The sequence below is a fragment of the Agrobacterium larrymoorei genome (assembly GCF_005145045.1).
GTDB lineage: Bacteria > Pseudomonadota > Alphaproteobacteria > Rhizobiales > Rhizobiaceae > Agrobacterium > Agrobacterium larrymoorei.
On the sequence record NZ_CP039694.1, the window covers coordinates 200,360 to 217,078 of the forward strand.

General features: G+C 54.5%; 13 protein-coding genes and 3 pseudogenes. 3 read left to right on the forward strand and 13 right to left on the reverse strand.

The window, feature by feature from the left end; translation table 11 throughout:
• Positions 1-61: 61 nt before the first annotated feature.
• Positions 62-1,261, reverse strand: coding sequence for a M24 family metallopeptidase (locus CFBP5473_RS23895; RefSeq protein WP_084631803.1), 1,200 nt, complete (start codon positions 1,259-1,261; stop codon positions 62-64).
• 740 nt (positions 1,262-2,001) lie between these two features.
• Here CFBP5473_RS23895 and CFBP5473_RS23900 point away from each other — a divergent pair.
• Positions 2,002-3,411 carry a hypothetical protein gene (locus CFBP5473_RS23900; RefSeq protein WP_136954445.1) on the forward strand — a complete coding sequence of 470 codons (1,410 nt, stop codon included), beginning with the start codon at positions 2,002-2,004 and terminating at the stop codon, positions 3,409-3,411.
• A gap of 181 nt (positions 3,412-3,592) precedes the next feature.
• Here the strand turns inward: CFBP5473_RS23900 and CFBP5473_RS23905 are convergent, their stop codons facing one another.
• Positions 3,593-4,753, reverse strand: a complete 1,161-nt coding sequence (locus tag CFBP5473_RS23905; protein WP_051441389.1) for an NAD/NADP-dependent octopine/nopaline dehydrogenase family protein — start codon at positions 4,751-4,753, stop codon at positions 3,593-3,595.
• Positions 4,754-5,347: 594 nt separating this feature from the next.
• Between CFBP5473_RS23905 and CFBP5473_RS23910 the strand changes: the two are divergent.
• Positions 5,348-5,916, forward strand: a pseudogene (locus CFBP5473_RS23910) (transposase); the annotation flags it as partial.
• Between the two features lie 188 nt (positions 5,917-6,104).
• Here the strand turns inward: CFBP5473_RS23910 and CFBP5473_RS23915 are convergent.
• The 6 genes from CFBP5473_RS23915 to CFBP5473_RS23940 all read right to left on the reverse strand — a co-directional run bounded on the left by CFBP5473_RS23915 (position 6,105) and on the right by CFBP5473_RS23940 (position 12,218).
• Positions 6,105-7,166, reverse strand: coding sequence for an ornithine cyclodeaminase (locus CFBP5473_RS23915; RefSeq protein WP_027676701.1), 1,062 nt, complete (start codon positions 7,164-7,166; stop codon positions 6,105-6,107).
• Positions 7,167-7,213: 47 nt separating this feature from the next.
• Entirely contained in the window at positions 7,214-8,296 is a 1,083-nt protein-coding gene (locus tag CFBP5473_RS23920) for an NAD/NADP octopine/nopaline dehydrogenase family protein (RefSeq protein WP_027676700.1), read from the reverse strand.
• A gap of 77 nt (positions 8,297-8,373) precedes the next feature.
• Entirely contained in the window at positions 8,374-9,348 is a 975-nt protein-coding gene (rocF, locus tag CFBP5473_RS23925; protein ID WP_106389456.1) for an arginase, read from the reverse strand.
• Positions 9,349-9,394: 46 nt separating this feature from the next.
• Entirely contained in the window at positions 9,395-10,813 is a 1,419-nt protein-coding gene (locus CFBP5473_RS23930) for an FAD/NAD(P)-dependent oxidoreductase (protein WP_027676698.1), read from the reverse strand.
• A complete protein-coding gene (locus CFBP5473_RS23935; RefSeq protein ID WP_084631802.1) occupies positions 10,810-11,103 on the reverse strand; it encodes a (2Fe-2S)-binding protein in 294 nt (97 codons plus the stop codon). Before CFBP5473_RS23935 ends, CFBP5473_RS23930 begins: the two co-directional genes overlap by 4 nt.
• Entirely contained in the window at positions 11,100-12,218 is a 1,119-nt protein-coding gene (locus CFBP5473_RS23940) for an NAD(P)/FAD-dependent oxidoreductase (RefSeq protein ID WP_027676696.1), read from the reverse strand. The genes CFBP5473_RS23935 and CFBP5473_RS23940 overlap by 4 nt, the downstream gene beginning before the upstream one ends.
• A gap of 604 nt (positions 12,219-12,822) precedes the next feature.
• Here CFBP5473_RS23940 and CFBP5473_RS25520 point away from each other — a divergent pair.
• Positions 12,823-13,107 (forward strand): annotated as a pseudogene (locus CFBP5473_RS25520) (hydantoinase/oxoprolinase N-terminal domain-containing protein); the annotation flags it as partial.
• A 66-nt stretch (positions 13,108-13,173) separates the two neighbouring features.
• Here the strand turns inward: CFBP5473_RS25520 and CFBP5473_RS25525 are convergent.
• From CFBP5473_RS25525 to CFBP5473_RS23970, 5 genes and pseudogenes are all read right to left on the reverse strand, one after another.
• A pseudogene (locus tag CFBP5473_RS25525) lies at positions 13,174-13,308 on the reverse strand (LysR family transcriptional regulator); the annotation flags it as partial.
• 104 nt (positions 13,309-13,412) lie between these two features.
• Positions 13,413-14,138, reverse strand: a complete 726-nt coding sequence (locus CFBP5473_RS23955; protein ID WP_027676694.1) for an ABC transporter permease — start codon at positions 14,136-14,138, stop codon at positions 13,413-13,415.
• Positions 14,139-14,142: 4 nt separating this feature from the next.
• A complete protein-coding gene (locus CFBP5473_RS23960; RefSeq protein WP_027676693.1) occupies positions 14,143-14,850 on the reverse strand; it encodes an ABC transporter permease in 708 nt (235 codons plus the stop codon).
• A 76-nt stretch (positions 14,851-14,926) separates the two neighbouring features.
• Positions 14,927-15,778 carry a lysine/arginine/ornithine ABC transporter substrate-binding protein gene (locus tag CFBP5473_RS23965; protein ID WP_027676692.1) on the reverse strand — a complete coding sequence of 284 codons (852 nt, stop codon included), beginning with the start codon at positions 15,776-15,778 and terminating at the stop codon, positions 14,927-14,929.
• Between the two features lie 64 nt (positions 15,779-15,842).
• Complete coding sequence (locus tag CFBP5473_RS23970; RefSeq protein WP_027676691.1) at positions 15,843-16,616, reverse strand: ABC transporter ATP-binding protein; 774 nt, start codon at positions 16,614-16,616, stop codon at positions 15,843-15,845.
• Between the last annotated feature and the right edge of the window lie 103 nt (positions 16,617-16,719).

The window sequence follows — 16,719 nt, forward strand, 5'->3', positions numbered from 1 at the left end:
TTATAGAAAACGAAGGGTAACACGGTGCTCGTCGTTTTATTCAATAGAATTTGGGCCTGCGTCAGTCCCTAGCCAACTGAAACGGTGTGATTATCTCACATCCTTCAGCCAATACAACTCCCGTGTCACCATAGCGTGCTCCACCAACACCGTAGCCATAGACTCCCGGCTCGATCCCTATGATGTCACCCTCCTTGAGCACGGTCGGGTCCCCGGCTTTGATCCGAAATCCAACCCCGCCACAACCTATAGATCGCCCAGTACCATGTTGCATTCCCTCCTCATAGCCGTATCGAACAATAACCTCCAATGCCGCGTTGTGCACTTCGCCCGCTGTAACACCTGGCCGGACTAACGCCCAAGCCGCCGCCGAGGCTTCACGCGCTGCTTGCAAGATATTTTTGACAGGTTGCGGCAATTCCAGCGTCCCCACGAACACGGGTCGGTCAAAGCAAATTTCTTGCCCAAGAAATATAGGCGTGCAGCAACAGATTTGTACAAGGTCTCCGTCCTCCATAACGCGGCCAGCGGCTACCGAATGGGCATGCGCTGAGCGCTCGGATCCACTACCCATAACAGTAAAGCTAGAACCTAGGGGTGAGTGGTTCTCATCCCCCTCCAAATATTTGGCCACACACTCTGTTGCAGCGCAGAAACCTTTGAGAGCCGCCTGCCATTCAGTGATGCCAGGCGCGATGGCATCCGAGATTGCGCGAAATTTATCCACTGCGACTTCGGCAGCGCGCGACAGGTGCTCCATGACTGTTACATCGTTGAAGCGGCGTATATCACCGATCATGTCTGAGACATTGGAGATACATACAGGATGAATTTTTTTAACGAGAAGATTCAGATTGAGCGCGGTGATCGTATCATAGTCGATACCGATCGTTGCCGCTTGCGGCGCCTCATTTTTGATGAGAGCTGCAATTGCGTCTTCAAATGACCTAAATAATCCTGGCTCTTCCCAATCGCCCCATTCTGCAATGACCCTCTCTGGACATTTCTTGCGTATCACAACTGCTTCGATACGAGGTGATACAAACACTGGCTCCGCTTCTGGACGTACAATAAGGAAGATAGGCCTTACGTCCGGGAGGCCGTCCAGACCTGTAAAAAAACGATGGTTAGCCGAGCCGTGCAACACAATAATTTCTAGCTTGATCTTTTTCATCTCGGCTTGTAGACGCGCAACGCGGTTGCGGTAATCTGCTGTAGAGGAAAAAATTTCTTTGCTCGAATGTTTTCTCAAAAGAGCCATGGTATTGTGGGCAGAAGAATACAGGGTAAAAGGTGACTGTCAGAAGGCAAAATTCTTGCAGTAGTGCGGAGTGCATGCCTGATTTCAATAAGCCAATTTATTGTTGTAAAAAAGGGCTGTTGATGGTGGGCCAGGTATTAGACAGGCACTCTCCAAAGTCTATGACCGGAAGCAACACATAGTTGGAGTAAGCGTGTTTTGTACGTCTTAGGTGTCCTGAGCGTAAGCGCTGACGTAAAATGTTTGCGATGGCATTCTGTAGTCGATTAAATTGTTAACGTACCCAATCAAGTGCGCTCATATCCCTTCGCTGATTTCCACTGTAGATGATTGAGGCCGTCAGTCAGCCGCAGTTTAAGGAGAGGGAAATTTTTTCTAAACATTGTCCACAATTTACGTGGTCTTCGAAACTAGCCGTCAAACTTGACTTTGCAAAAGAAAGAGAGAATTTCAATCGCGTGTTCAGCGTTGGCATTGGTGGATATTTTGACGAAATATGCGCAGTCTGTCTTGATCTGTCATGCATGACGTCAGCCTTTTACACGGGTCGCAATCATCCACAGTTCTGTGCTGTTTGCCTTCACAATTCTTACTCATAAAGTAAGACCGCAATGCCCTTTCTCCGGTAAATTACAGCTAAAAAATCCATAGAAATGGAAACACCAAGCTCAGTCACTAGCGGGTTTTCTTTTAGGGGTAAGGGTGTTCTTCACTCAAGGTGTTGTCAGAGGATACTTGGATTGCCGATCTGGGGCGGTAGCAAATCGTACATTGTGGACGAGACGTCTGTTTTCGAGGAAACTGAATGTGTTGCCGCTTTCTCTAAAAATCCCCGTGAGATTGCGACAGGTGTATCGATTCCATTGCCAACAATTGACGAAGGATGCTCAGGCGTTGCTCTTCAGGAGGCTCAAGAAAGGGCTCCAGTCGCACCCCCAGCAGTTCAAACTGTCAGTTCTCGCCGAATGTTCGCTTTTGGTAGTTCTAGAGACGAGCACAGCATCGCAGCAGCGGCATGTCGTGAGTATCGCGATAGCGTTATTGGTCAGCTTCTTGAGAAACCGTACATTACTACCAGCGCCAAATCTTATTTCTCGGCGGCCTCCAGAGCCATTCAGAGGCAAGAAGCGCGGTGGCAAGGAAGAGATTCAAGCCGATTTGCAGAAAGAATCCTTTTCTGGGTTTTGATCTGCTTAATGGAAGCTGTAGTTGTTCTACCGAATGTTGTATCGATAAAGCTTAGTGCCGAAATCGCTTTTTTACGTGGTGCGCCTGGGGCACTTCAGAATCAACTGATCGTGCTTGGCTTGATAGACTTCCAGTGGGCGGATGCGAGACTTGCGTTCGCTATTGGCCGCCAGTGCTTTCTCGGCATCTACCCTACCCTAATCGTGGGCCTCATCGCGATGTGCAGCCCGACGATCTCAAAAGTTGGTCTAAGCGGACCCGCTAGTATCACCTGGAAGGCGCTTATTAGCATTGCCTGGCAGATGCTGATGCACAATGGAAAGAGTATCTACGATTTCTATTATAAGATGAGAATAAGAGGCGAAAGGTTGACCAGCCCGGAGAAGGACGAAATTCGCGTTCTACAATCAGATTTAATAGAGTATAGTTCAGTATTATATAAGTGGCTTGATGGGTTTACTTTGAGTAACAGACTTGGCGCGCAGGTCAGTAACTACAAGAAGGATCACGAAGACATCTTGACAGCTATCGACTGGCTGCTGCATGAAAGGCCTCGTGGCAGAGAAAGCTCTGTTGGCAAGTCGGTCATTCTGATAGGAGTGATATTCATAGGCTCAATCACGTGCGTGTCGGCCTTCCCGGTTGATGCCTACGCTGGGCTTATCGCATGCGCCTACTTCATACCACTGGGCTTCCGGATAGCCGTTGACGTCTGGGATGAATCACAGGGTCTAGACGACGTGGTACGCGTATTCTGCAACACAGCGGGGCCCTCCTTTCCTAGCACGATCCTCATGGTGATTAATCTAGCTTACTGGCTCGCAACAAAAAAACCTTTGTTTAACGGGTTTGTTGGAGTCAGTTTCTGGATGACCTATGGAGTGCTTTCCCTTTTGTGTTTGTACCCCAAGGCTTGGGCGGACGTATTCATGTGGATCGGGGCAAAATTTACGGCTTTGTAATATAAACTTTTTTCGTGTTTTATAATTGGATATTTTATAAAGATAGCTAATGTTATTCGTAGTAAAATGCATTTATACCGCATCAAACAAAACACAAACATGACAAACATTACGAGGAAAGGAAATTCATGAACGCTAATAACTTAGTCGATTGAGATAATGTCGTTTGCGAAGGCAGGTATCACTTCTGGCAATTCCCTCCAAACTTCACAGCATCCTCCGCCTTCAGATCTGTCAGCGTCCGCTCTCCGAGGCCACCCGCAGATCGGATAATCAAAGCAACGCCCTCGGTCAGCGGAACGCGCACACCGACAGCATTTGCTAGCGAAATGATTAATTCGATATTAGAAAGCTCCTCCATGTAATAGCGATGCTGTATGCTGTCCGGGCATGCAAAATTCACGTTGTGTGGAGAGGGAGCTAGGCAATACTCCCTCAGAGACGGATAATCTGTTCCATACTCTTCATTCGATTCAGCGAGGATTGGTCGAAGAACAATTCCATAAGCGCGCCCAATTTCTAAACGTTCTCTGTCGACAGCCTCCTGTACGCGGCAAACTACAGAATTGCTGCCTTCACCATAAAAATAATAGGGGAACCCGTTCCCGCCTTTCTCGGGGTTGCGGCGCCAACTCTTAGCTTTTTCTGAAAGCTTACAATCGTCGGGCAACCTCCCAATATTAAGTACAGCCGAGACGGCATGTGTAATGTAGTTAGAAAATAGCGCAGTCTCCAATGGGAGTATCGCTTTCACGCTGAAAGGGAAAAGTTGGTTCAGCATACATATCACATCAGATGGAAGGCATGCTCGTGAATTTTCACCCAAATATATTGGATAACACGACGCTCCAAATACCTTTTTGAACTCTTTGATCTGAACAACTGACAAATGGTCGCCTGTTAGTTTGGACGTAACCGGAGAGTTGTCCGTTTCTAGTATTCTCTTGAATGAGAGAGCGCCAGCGTATTTGATGGCGAAGCCTCGCCCGCAGACCACTAGAACTTCTTTCGCTGACAAACTCTCCCCTATTAATTGAAAGCGTCTGACCAAGTCCGGATGAGCGTCGGCTCGGGTGGCGATTATGAGCAACGTGGCTTTCGCCACTGCTGAAGCCAAGCTTTCCTGTACAGGAACGAAGTAATCGCCATTTAACAGCCCACTCGTTCTGATCCTCACGCACGCATCAGAGAAATCTTTTAGATATCCCCGATGTTCAAGGGGTGCCCAAAGTGAGACGGCGATGCTTCTGAAGGTGAACCAAGCAGCGAGAGCGGTTCCAACGTGACCGGCACCTAGAATTAAAACGCTGAGGGGTGCACAGGTGCTGGAGGAGAAATCCATATTCTAGGGTTTCTATGAGAGAGTATGTAGTTTTGATGTGCCTGAGAGCTGCTCTCTTTCAATCCATTTTAACGGGTGTTAGCACACCTAATTGGGGTACAGAAGTCAAAGCAGGTGGGGCAGTGTGTACATAAAGTCGCGAATTTGAACTTGATGCCATTCGCAATAGCGGCGCCTGGTTTGCGTTCACACTTTGTTTTCTTCGCCGCCCTTTATCTTTCCGCCAGGATATTTGATGGGATGGAGAAAATACGGGCTAACTTCAAATAGATTGGAATTCGTATACGGCCCCACTACATTGCTCTAATGGTCCCGTAAATCTCCGGACAAAGTGCGAAGATAATGTGCCCAATAAGGCTTTGTTGTCGAGCTTGTAGTTGCAAGTTGCTGTCGTTAGGGCTGGCTTGTTTGCGCGTGTATTGACAGGATATATGGTGATGTCACGTACATCCGTACATCCGTACATCCGTACATCCGTACATCCGTACATCCGTACATCCGTAAATACGTACATCCATTGAACGGACTGTAATGGCCCATAAATATCTGGACACGATCTCCCACTTAACAAGTGTGCGAGGTAATGTGCCCATTATGACCAGTCACAGTCCTAAGATAGAAGTCCTGTCCGGCCCTAAGCGCCGCCATCGCTGGTCGACGGCAGAGAAGCTCGCCATTATTAAGGAAACATATGAGCCGGACGCAACCGTGAGCATCGTCGCTCGGCGTTACGGCATCCAGCCGAACCAGTAATTCACTTGGCGTAAGCTTGCCACCCAAGAAGCTCTGACGGCAACTGCTGCCGAGGAAGATGTCGTTCCAGCATCCGAATATCGTGCCCTTCAAAACCAGGTCAAAGAACTACAGCGTCTGCTCGGCAAGAAGACGATGGAAGGCGAGATTCTCAAAGAGGCGCTTGAGATCGCCACCGGCCCAAAAAAACACCTGTTGCGCGCGCTGTCATTGCCGAAGGGAAGTTCCCGATGACGGCCGTGTGCGAGACATTTGGTGTTGCCCGGTCAAACATGGCGGAGCGGGTGAGACAGCGTCCTTCCAAAGCCCGTGGTCGGCCGCCGTTTGCGGATGATGATCTCGTCGATGAAATCAAAGCGGTCATCTTTGGTTCGCCACTTGTTAATGAGGCCGTGCTCAATAACGCACGGGGATGCCGCCTTCCGCTTGGCACAGGATCGGCGGGATTTGGAGTTCGCTGGATCTGCTTGCTTTCTTCAAAGTCTCCACGGCGGGCTAGCGTTGTAATCTGGCAAACAGTAGCACATGTATTTCTGCGAGTAGGGTGGAGCGCTTTTGTCGGGTTCCAACACGAAGATATCCTTTTTAGCTCCAGGTTTTAGGACTTGGCCAACACAGCTTCGCGACGCAGGAGCATCCCAAATAAGTCACGCGGCTCGTCCGGATCGGCGAGGAGGTCGAGCGGATTGCTGTGGTTTGATCCCTCAACGCGGTCGCGAACATAGCGGAGCGCCGAAAAGTCCTCGATCGCGAAGCCGACACTGTCGAACAGCGTGATCTGCTTATCGCTCCTGCGGCCCGTTTCCTGGCCGGTCATGACGCGCCAAAGCTCGATTACCGGATGATCAGGTGCGAGCTGCTGAATCTCGCCTTCAATTCTCGTCTGCGGCGGAAACTCCACGAAAATGTCGGAGCGCAGCAGGATGTCGCGATGCATCTCGGTTTTGCCCGGGCAGTCGCCGCCCACACCGTTGATATGCACGCCGGGGCCGATCATGTTGTCGCTCAGGATCGTGGCGTTGTGCTTGTCGGCCGTCGCCGTGGTGATGATGTCAGCGCCTTCAACCGCCTGTTCCGCGGAGGTGCACCCCTCGATCTGAAACCCAAACCGCTGGAGGTTGCTACCGCAACGCGCGGTCGCATCCGGGTCGATGTCGTAGAGCCTGATCCGGTCGACACCGAGCAACGACTTGAAGGCGAGCGCCTGAAACTCGCTTTGGGCGCCGTTGCCGATCAGCGCCATCGTGCGCGCGTCCTTGCGGGCTAGATATTTTGCTGCGATCGCGGAGGTCGCGGCGGTCCGCAACGCGGTCAAGATCGTCATCTCCGAAAGAAGAAGCGGATAACCGCTGTCGACATCGGAGAGCACGCCGAAGGCAGTCACAGTCTGACGCCCCGATTTCGTGTTTTTCGGATGGCCGTTGACATATTTGAAGCCGTAAAGCGTGCCGTCGCTCGTCGGCATGAGTTCGATCACGCCGTCTCGGGAATGCGAGGCCACCCGTGGAATCTTGTCAAAGCTCTCCCAGCGGCGAAAATCTTCTTCGATGTAGCCGGCCAGTTGATTAAGGAAGTTCTCGATACCGGTGCTGACCACCAGGTCCATCATGTTCTCAACGCTGATGAACGGAACGATATTGAGGTTGTCAATTGCAGGCATCTTCTGGCCCCCATTATAGGTTTGATGAACGTTCGGATGGCCTTGGATCACGCGGGCGCAGCTGCGATCGCATATCCGTTGACCACCCGATCCTTGAGCGTGGACAAATCGAGCGGTCCGAGGTCTGGAAGCAGGTCATTTTCTTCGGAAAAGTCGCGTCCGTAGCAGGCGCTCAAGATCCGGACACCGCTTTCATGCAAGGGCGCAGACACGCCGGCTGCTTTTGCCAGATGCAAGGTTGGGATCAGACCGAAGGGAACGTCTTCGAGCACGTAACGTGTATCAAGGCTCTTGGGGCCTGCCGGGTCGCTTCCGCGCTCGACCAGGATCGACGACATTTTCGAGACGGATCCACCGGATATGTCGAACGAAAATCGGAAGTGATCGAAGGTCGAGCGAACCGTCTTGCCGAAGGCGGACGCGATTGCCAGCCTTTCGAGATCGAGCGCTTCAAGGAAGCGGCCGATGGCAGGCGTGACGTTGGTGTTCTGACCCCAATCCTCAGCCCGCTCGATACGCGACAGATTGCATAGTGCAATGCCCATATGGTCCTGGGGATTGAGATTACTCAACGCGATGGTGAGAATGTCGTCCTTCACGTCGAAGCGGTCACCGAACAGAGCGACACAGGTTCCGTGCGCCCGTTCAGCGAAACGTGCCGGTACAGTCGCCATATCGACCTTTGCCCGTACAGCGCCGATGTTGAACGTATCCGTCGCCCGCGGCTTGCAGGTCAGCACGGTGGTGCTCCATGTGGTGATCGGGATCTCGATCCCGCGCTCGGCCAAACTCTTGGCGAGATAAAGCGCCGCAAAGGAAAGATGGGCGCTGATGATCACCGAATGACGTGCGCTGAGATGCGGTATAAGTGCGTCGAGGACGAATCGGTGCCCGTAGGCGGGCAGTGCCAGAACGATCACGTCGGCCTCGGCCAATTCCTCCGCGCTTGCGCAAACATGAGGGTGGTACTCTGTGCTGATCGCACCAGTGATCTTTATCGGCTTGCCACCGGAGAAGGCCGCAGTTCTTTCGCGTGATCGCGACCAGATCATTGGCCGATGGTCATTCTGTAGAAGAAGCGCCGCATATCCTATGGCGATCGATCCTGCTCCGGCTATTCCAACTTTCATTTCCGTTCCTCTTGCGCTTTTGGCGGGCGTTCCCGTGCGAGAGGCGAAGCTCCATTGCACTGACGAAATCCCGGAAGTCAAAATGCTGTCGTCACCCGGTCGAGCACGCGCCGCCCGAACAGGCTCGCGGCAAGATCGGTCATCAGCCGGGCCGTACGTCCTCGCTCGTCCAGAAACGGATTGAGCTCCGCAAGATCGAGCGACGTGACGAGACCGCTGTCATGGAGGATCTCCATGATGAGGTGCGCCTCCCGGAACGTCGCTCCGCCAGGAACCGTGGTGCCCACCGCCGGCGCAATCGCTGGATCGAGGAAGTCGACATCGAGGCTGACGTGCAATATGCCCTTGGCCTTGCTCACACGCTCAAGAAACGTTTCCAGCGGGCGGACGACGCCTTGCTCGTCCAGTACCCGCATGTCGGCGACATCGATACCGATCTCAGCAACGCGGCGTCTCTCCTCTGGATCGACCGAACCAATTCCCATCATCGATACATTGCGGGGATCGACGGGCGCGGCGAGCGGCGGCAGCCCTTCGAAGCCTGGCTGCCCCGTATAATAGGCGACCGGCGTGCCATGGAGATTGCCGCTCGCCGTCGTGTGCAGCGTATGCAGGTCCGTGTCAGCGTCCAGCCAAAGCACAAATTGCGGCCGGCCGAGGTCGGCCGCCCGCTCAGCCATACCCGAAACCGTGCCGGCAGACATCGAGTGATCGCCACCGAGGAACACCGGGAGATCACAGCTGCGTGCCATCTCCAGAGCCTTTTGGGACAGACTGCGCGTCCACCCCACCAGCGCATCAAGGTTCTTGACTGCAGAATTGGCATGGCTGAGTTCGGTCTCTGCCGTCGGCGTCGCATCTCCAAGATCGGTGACCGTCCAGCCTAGTTCGGTCAGGGTTTGGGCCAAGCCGGCAGTCCGAAACGCAGCAGGCCCCATCAGACATCCAGGCTGCGACGCACCGCTTTGAACCGGAGCTCCCAAGATTTGGCAGGTCTTCAACTCATTCTCCTTGCGACGCCGCGAAGCATTTTTCTCGCAGGCACCGTTCATCTCTCGACTTCAGTTTTGACTATCACCTGCGGCGACGGCCGCTCGATCATTCATGCGTAGACGCCGAGACGACTTCCTCGGCTTCCTGTGCTGCGAGCATCGACACCGTGAGCGGAACAAGGGGAGGCCGCGGATGAAACAGGCCGACTTCGCCGGCGGTGATCCCCGCAACGGACTTCACCAGTTCGTGTACCGGGTAGCCGCACTGCCTTCCCTGACAGGGACCCATGCCCGCGCGTGTAAAACTCTTCAGCTGGTTGGGGCCTCGGCAAGCGCCACGGACAGCAGCTTCCCTCAACATGCCCGCGCTCAACTCTTCGCAGCGGCAGACGATCGTACCGTCGTCCGGTCGGGTCCGGGCTATATTAGGCGGATAGACCCCATCCAGAAATCGTCGGAATGCCCTTTGCCGGGCATGATAGGCTCTGAGCGGCTTTGCCTCGGTATTCGCCTGAGCGGGCGTCAGAACGCCATCGCCAAGAAGAATGCCGATCGCGGCGATCTCTCCTTCGAGCTCGGCATTGGTCGCGCCGCCGATCCGTGCTCCATCGCCGGCGAGGTAGAGGCCATCCGGGCCGGCATTCATCCAGTCGTCGCGCTCCAGCCGGAAGGCCGACTGCCCGACATCCCACATCAGCTGCGCGCCAACCGACACTGCAAGCTGATGGCTTGGCACCAGCCCCTCGTGAACGAGGAGGGTTTTAATATCCAGTCGGTCGGGCCGGCCGTCTGAAGTTTCAAAATATACAGTTTCAAGTCGCTTTGTTCCCCCGGCACTGACCTCGACGACGTTCCGCACATGCCGAACGCCGTTGAACTGTGGCAGCCAGGCAATCCCCTTCAGGATCTGGCCGGGTTCACGGAGCGCCCCGCGAACACCGCGCAGCGAACGGCCGATCAGACCGCGAGGGGTCGTGTCGAGAAACGCGGCCGGTTTTGCGCCTGCCAGCCGCATCTGCTGCATGTAGAGCAGAGGGAGCGGACCGTTGCCGACGACGGCAACCGGACCTCGCGGCAGCTGACCTGCTGTCTTCAAAAGGATCTGTGCGGCGCCGACCGTCATGACGCCGGGAAGTGTCCAGCCGGAGAACGGAACCGGGCGTTCCTGGGCGCCAGTGGCGAGCAGTAGATACCGTCCCTTGATGGAGCGGATTTCTCCGTCCTTGACGTATTCCACTGTCCAGCCCTGGCTGATCCAACTGACCTGAGCCTCCGGGATGTAATCTGCGCCACAGGTCAGAAATGCTTCGACCCGTTGAATTCCTCGTCGATATTCCGCACCGAGAACGTTTACCAACGGGCTAGTCGCGTTACGTCCGGCATTGCGCCAGATCTGGCCTCCGGGCTGAGATTGCGAATCCAGCACGACGACGGAAAGGCCGCCGCGTACAGCACGCCTCGCGGCAGCCATTCCAGCGGGGCCTGCTCCGATGATCAACAGGTCGGTGCTCGAATTATGGTTCATTTCAGCCTCTTCGGATGGTCATGGCGTTCGACCTTCATGCCGGCGTGAACCATTTGCTGACAGCTACGGATCGTGCCGATGTCCTCTACGTGCACGACGCATTCGAAACAGACGCCCATCATGCAGTAGGGCGCCCGGGGCTGGGCGGAAGGAAAGGATCTGCGGGTATGGATGTCGTCCAGACGCAGGAAGACAGCGGCCAGCGGCTCTCCGTCACGAGCGGTCACGGCGCGACCGTCGACGGTGATTTCGACGGCTGATCCGGAAGGGAAGAGAACGTCACTCATCATGCGGCGATCCCGCTCTTGAACCGGCTGCCGCGAAAAGCGTCGTAGGACGGCTCTCTTCCGCCGGCTGCGAGCCATTCGGCAAAAGGACCTGCGTGCAGCGCGGCAAGGGTGACGCCGGAATGACAGGCCACGACATGAATGCCGGGGTATCGGCGCGACCGATCGTAGACCGGCACCCCGTCCGGGGTCAGAACGCGTAGCCCCGCCCACTGCCGGACGACCCTCAAAGCGCCGACGTCCGGCATCACGTTGATCGCGCGATTGGCGATGTGACGGGCGCCACCAGATGTAACGTCGGTCGAGAGACCGACGCGTTCATTCGTAACGCCGAGCTGAAACGTGCCCGTCATCGTCTGACGAATGCCGCTGGCGGCGTAGGGGAAGACCGGGGCGACCCGTTCCGTAATGAGGAGCTGCCCTTTTTCCGGGACAAGCTGAAGCGGAAGCTCCAGGCTCCTCGCAAAAGCCATGGAGTCATTGCCCGCGGCAATAATTACCCGCTCCGCCTCTATCGTGAGCGCATCTGTCGCCAGCCGGAAACCGCCAAGGGTCGGGGTTATGCTGTCGACGTGTTCCCCCGTCACCAGGGTTCCGCCCAGGCGCACAAATCCGGCCAGCAACGCGCGAAGCACGAGGAGCGGATTGACGTCGCCATCCATATGACTGAAGGACGCCGAACAAACCTTCTGCCCAAGACGGATGTCAGGAAGCATGCGCTCAAGGCGCGAGCGCTCCAGCATCTCGAAGCGATAGTCGGGGTGGATGGCAGCCATCTTCTCGCCGATCGCCTTTTCTTCTTCCGCTTGAGCGTCCGACGTACAGAAGAGCAGGCCACCATTACGACGGTATTCGACGTCGACACCGGTCAGTTCTTTTAACTCCGATGCAAAACCGGGCCATAACTCGGCGCTTTGGCGGGTGATGCGATGATATTCGGGATAGTCGTCGCCCTTGCCCTGAACCCAAATCAGGCCAAAATTCGTTCTCGACGCGCGCAACGCATCGTCAGCGCCATCGATGATGACCACCCGGCGTCCCAGTTTGGCCAAGCCATATCCAATGGCGGCGCCAACTACACCGCCTCCAACGATAGCTGTCTCGAACTCGCGATCCATTTGACCTTCTCACGGTACGAAGGCACCCGCCCGGCTCGAGTAACCGATCCGTGGCCGCTGGCCTTCAATGAGCCAAACTGAATCTTCATCCCTTATGCGGCCGGCTATACAGTGTTTCCAGCTGTCGCCCATCGGTGGCCAAGTTTTGAAGATCTTCTTTGCTTCGGATTGTCTTTCTTGAAAAGATAATCGACATGTGAAGCGGGTCGATTTCAGGTCTGGCTATCTTTGAATTCTTCCCTTGCCTGTTAGGGATAAGACCTTGCCGTCCATGCGACAAGGGCAGTAATAGGCATGCGGCGATGTTCAAATGTTATTGAAGATTTGTCGAAAAAGACCCTCGCCCCGAGCTGCGGCTCATATGTGTTCGGGCTGGAACCCCCCTCGGATACCTTGATTGAGCGAACGCCTAATCATCGCAAGAGATTGATAGCGATATCCAATCAATCAGCGCGATTCGCAAATTCTCCAAGTGGAACTAGCAGCGTATTCATCGCCAGAACATCTCGATGTTGGTTTCAGAACGGAGACAAGTTTCATGGAGATCAGAATAGATCGACATATCCCGCAGGCCGACCAACGGAAAATACAGGGGTAAACGACAATGCTCAGGATCGGCGTCGATATCGGCGGGACATTTACGGATTTTTGCGGTTGGCGCGAAGGCGAGGACAGGATCGTAACCCTGAAGGTCCCTTCGACCCCTCCTTCGTTCGAAAACGGATTTCGTGACGGCTTTGAAATGCTGCTGGAACAGCTAGATCCCGAGCCGGAGGAAGGTGCATTTGTGATGCACGGCACCACGGTCAGCACGAACGCCGTGATTGAGCGAAAAGGGCCAAAGATCGCGTTCTTTGTGACGAAGGGCTACAGGGATCTGCTCGAGCTGTGACGCTCCGGCACGCGTGAATTCCACACGGCGCGTAAACCGGGGGAACAATTGCACGCCCATGAGATCCTTGAGCCGTTTAACGTGCTGGCTGAGAGTCGGTTGAGACACATTCATTCGTAGCGCCGCCCTGCGGAAATGCAGTTCTTCAGCGGCAACGAAAAAGCAGCGGATACTGCTAATCTGTATTTGAAACGACATATCCGCTTACCGTTACATGGGTAGCGGAACAGACGTGCCAGGAGATATGAATGCTACGCCAATACCAAACAAGCATCCCCTCACAATACGACTGGACGAGACACTCAACTCGAATGTGTCACATCGGCGCTCTTGGAGGTGCTGCCCGTCCAGGCGCGCATATGGGGATTGAGCCACCATTCAGCCAGCACGACAAGACGGGTGATGATGAACGTTATCGCCAAGTAGATCGCACCAGCGACAATGAACACCTCCACCGGCCTGTATGTCGCTGCTATAATTTGCTTTGCTAGTCCAGTGACCTCAAGAATGGTTATCGTCGAAGCCAGCGAGGTCGATTTGATCATCAGCATCACTTCATTACCATAGGCCGGCAACGCTTGCCGGATGGCGATCGGAAAAACGATCCTCCGAAATTGCATTACGCGGGACATTCCTACAGCGCGCGCAGCCTCAATTTGCCCAAGCGCGACCGACTGAATACCGCCCCGGATTATTTCGCTGGAATAGGCCGCATCATTGAGGGCAAGGGCGACGATTGCGCAGAACCAGGGTTCGCGGAACAACCACCAAAGGCCAACCTCTGTCAGGAAGCTCCTGAACTGAGCAGATCCGTAGTAGATCAGGAATATTTGCACCAGCAGGGGTGTCGATCTTATGAGGTGGACGTATCCATATGCTACCGACGAAGCGACACGGTTTTCAGAAAGCCGCATCAGAGCAACTGGCACCGCAATGATAAAACCGATCAGAACTGATGTGAATGCCAGTGTTAGCGTCGCGGGAAGAGCCGCGATAAGTTTTGGAAAGGACTCGATGATCAGGTCCATATTACTAACTCCTCACGCCACGGGTTGCCCAAAGTTCTGCTTTGAGAAAGCCCCGGTTTGAGACGGAGGAAAGCAGAAGAAAGATCACGAAGGCTGTGAGGTAGAAGGTGAAGGGCTGCTTCGTAGATCCCGCACCCATGGCCGCAGTCCGCATGATTTCGACAAGACCGACGACTGAAATGAGCGATGTATCCTTGAGGGTGAATTGCCAGACATTTCCAAGTCCTGGCAATGCGAATCGGGCCGCTTGGGGTATGATCACACGGCGCAGCCTGAGCCATGGCCCCATTCCGATGGATTTCGCCGCCTCGATCTGACCAGGCGGAATCGCGAGTACGGCCGCGCGAATGACTTCGGTGGCGTACGCCCCGGCGCTCACGCTAATGCAGAGCACACTGATCACGAAGATAGGTGGTTCGATGTATCCGTCATATCCGAACAAGCCGTTTGCAACGGTCCGCAGAAGTGTCCCGCCACCGAAAAACACCAGAAAAATAATGAGTAGTTCGGGGACGCCGCGAACGACTGTCGTATATATGTCCCCCAGCAGGCGCAGCCCCCAGAAGCCTGAAAGCTTGGCAGCGGCAAAAATCGAGCCGAAGATGATCCCGAAAATGTAGGAGCAGGCTGCAACAATCACTGTCATCAGCGCGCCGCGTGCGAGTTCATCGCCCCAGCCGGCGTCCCCCCATTGGAGCAGTGTCAAGTCCATGGTTCACGTCTCAAGGTTGGCGTAACGCAAAAGAGCGTCGGCCACACGAGTGCCGACGCCGCGATTGAAACAAGATTCACTGGTTGGGAGCGGCGTCGTAGCCGAACCATTGCAACGATAGTTTCTTGACGGTCCCATCGGCGACAGCGGCTTCGATTGCCTTGTCGAACATCGCTTTCAAATCGGTATCCTCTTTGCGGATGCCAACACCGACGCCTTTACCGAAAACACCGCCCGTCATTCTGGGGCCGAACATCTTGAGGTCTTTGTTTTCGGGCTTATCGGTAAGTGGTTTCAAGAAGCTGATGGATGCCAAGCTAGCATCGATCCGGCCCGCTTTGAGGTCGAGCACGACATTCTCAATTGTGTCGTAAGTCGAGATCTGAACGCTTGGCATCATCTCCTTCATGAACGTTTCATGAGACGAGCCGGACTGGACACCAAACTTCACTCCTTCGAACGCCTTGGTGAACTTCTCTAATTCCGCTTTCTGCTCCGGCGTAATCTTATCAAGTGGCAGGGTCTCGATCGTTGTCTGAGTTTTCAACAGCGGGCTGTTTTCAGTGGTCAGAAAAGTCATTGGTGTCCGAAGGTATGGGCCAGCGAATGAAATGACCTTCTCGCGCGCCGGCGTCATGCCCATAGCTGCGATCAGCGCCTCGTAACGGCCAGATGTGAGCGAAGGGATGGCTCCTTCCCAGGCCTGCTCGACCCACTTACATTCAATATTCATGCGCTTGCAAAGATCGTTTCCAAGATCGATATCGAAACCAATCAGCTTACCACCCGCATCCTTGAAGTTGTACGGCGCGTACGATCCCTCAGTCGCGATGGTGATACTCTTGTAGTCCTTCGCCTGGCTAGGTCCCGCCGCGATCAGCGCGCCAGTCAAAATTGCCGCGAACAAATTGAAGTTGGAGAATTTCATGACGTTCACCTCTGTTGCTGTTTTGTTGATTTGCTGCTTCTGGTTAATCTGCGCGCTTGCGCGCCTACAGGACGCTGGAAAGAAAAGCTCGACACCGTGCTGAAGTGGAATTTTGGAACACTTGTTGCGGTGTTCCCTGTTCTTCGATCTGCCCTTTTTCCAGGAAGAGGACTTTGCTCGACACCTCACGGGCGAAGCCCATTTCATGGGTCACCACAACCATGGTCCGCCCCTCTTCCGCGAGCTTCCTGATCACTTTGAGGACTTCCCCTACTAGTTCTGGGTCGAGAGCCGAGGTTGGTTCGTCGAAGAGAAGCGCGCTCGGCTGCATTGCCAAAGCGCGTGCTATGCTGACACGTTGCTGTTGGCCGCCTGACAGGTGAGACGGATAGGCCGCGTGCTTGTCTGCAATGCCGACTTTGTCGAGGAAATCCATTGCGCGGTCGCGCGCTTCACCCCTGGGCTCCTTGAGAACGTGTACCGGGCCTTCCATCACGTTCTGCAAAACGGTCATATGCCCCCAGAGATTAAAGCTCTGAAAGACCATGCCGAGTTGCATCCGCATGCGTTCAATCTTTTTTCGATCGACGCCGACCAACCGGCCGGCTGCATCAGTCTTGACGACAATTTCTTCCTGGCCGACTGCGATACGACCCCTACTGGGCGTTTCGAGGAAATTCATACAGCGCAGAAAGGTGCTCTTGCCGGAGCCGGAGCTACCAATAATGGAAACCACATCACCTTTGTTGGCCGTGAGAGAAATTCCTTTCAAAACTTCGAGTGTCCCGAAGCTTTTATGGATGTCTTCTGCTTCTAGGGTGGGCCTTGCACTGTCCATTCGTATCCCCTCATTTTTGAGCCGCCTAACTCAGTACGCCGAGCGAGCAAACGATTGCCAACAACGTTGCTCCGGCCTCAAGCCGCGTGCAGGTTCGATGACA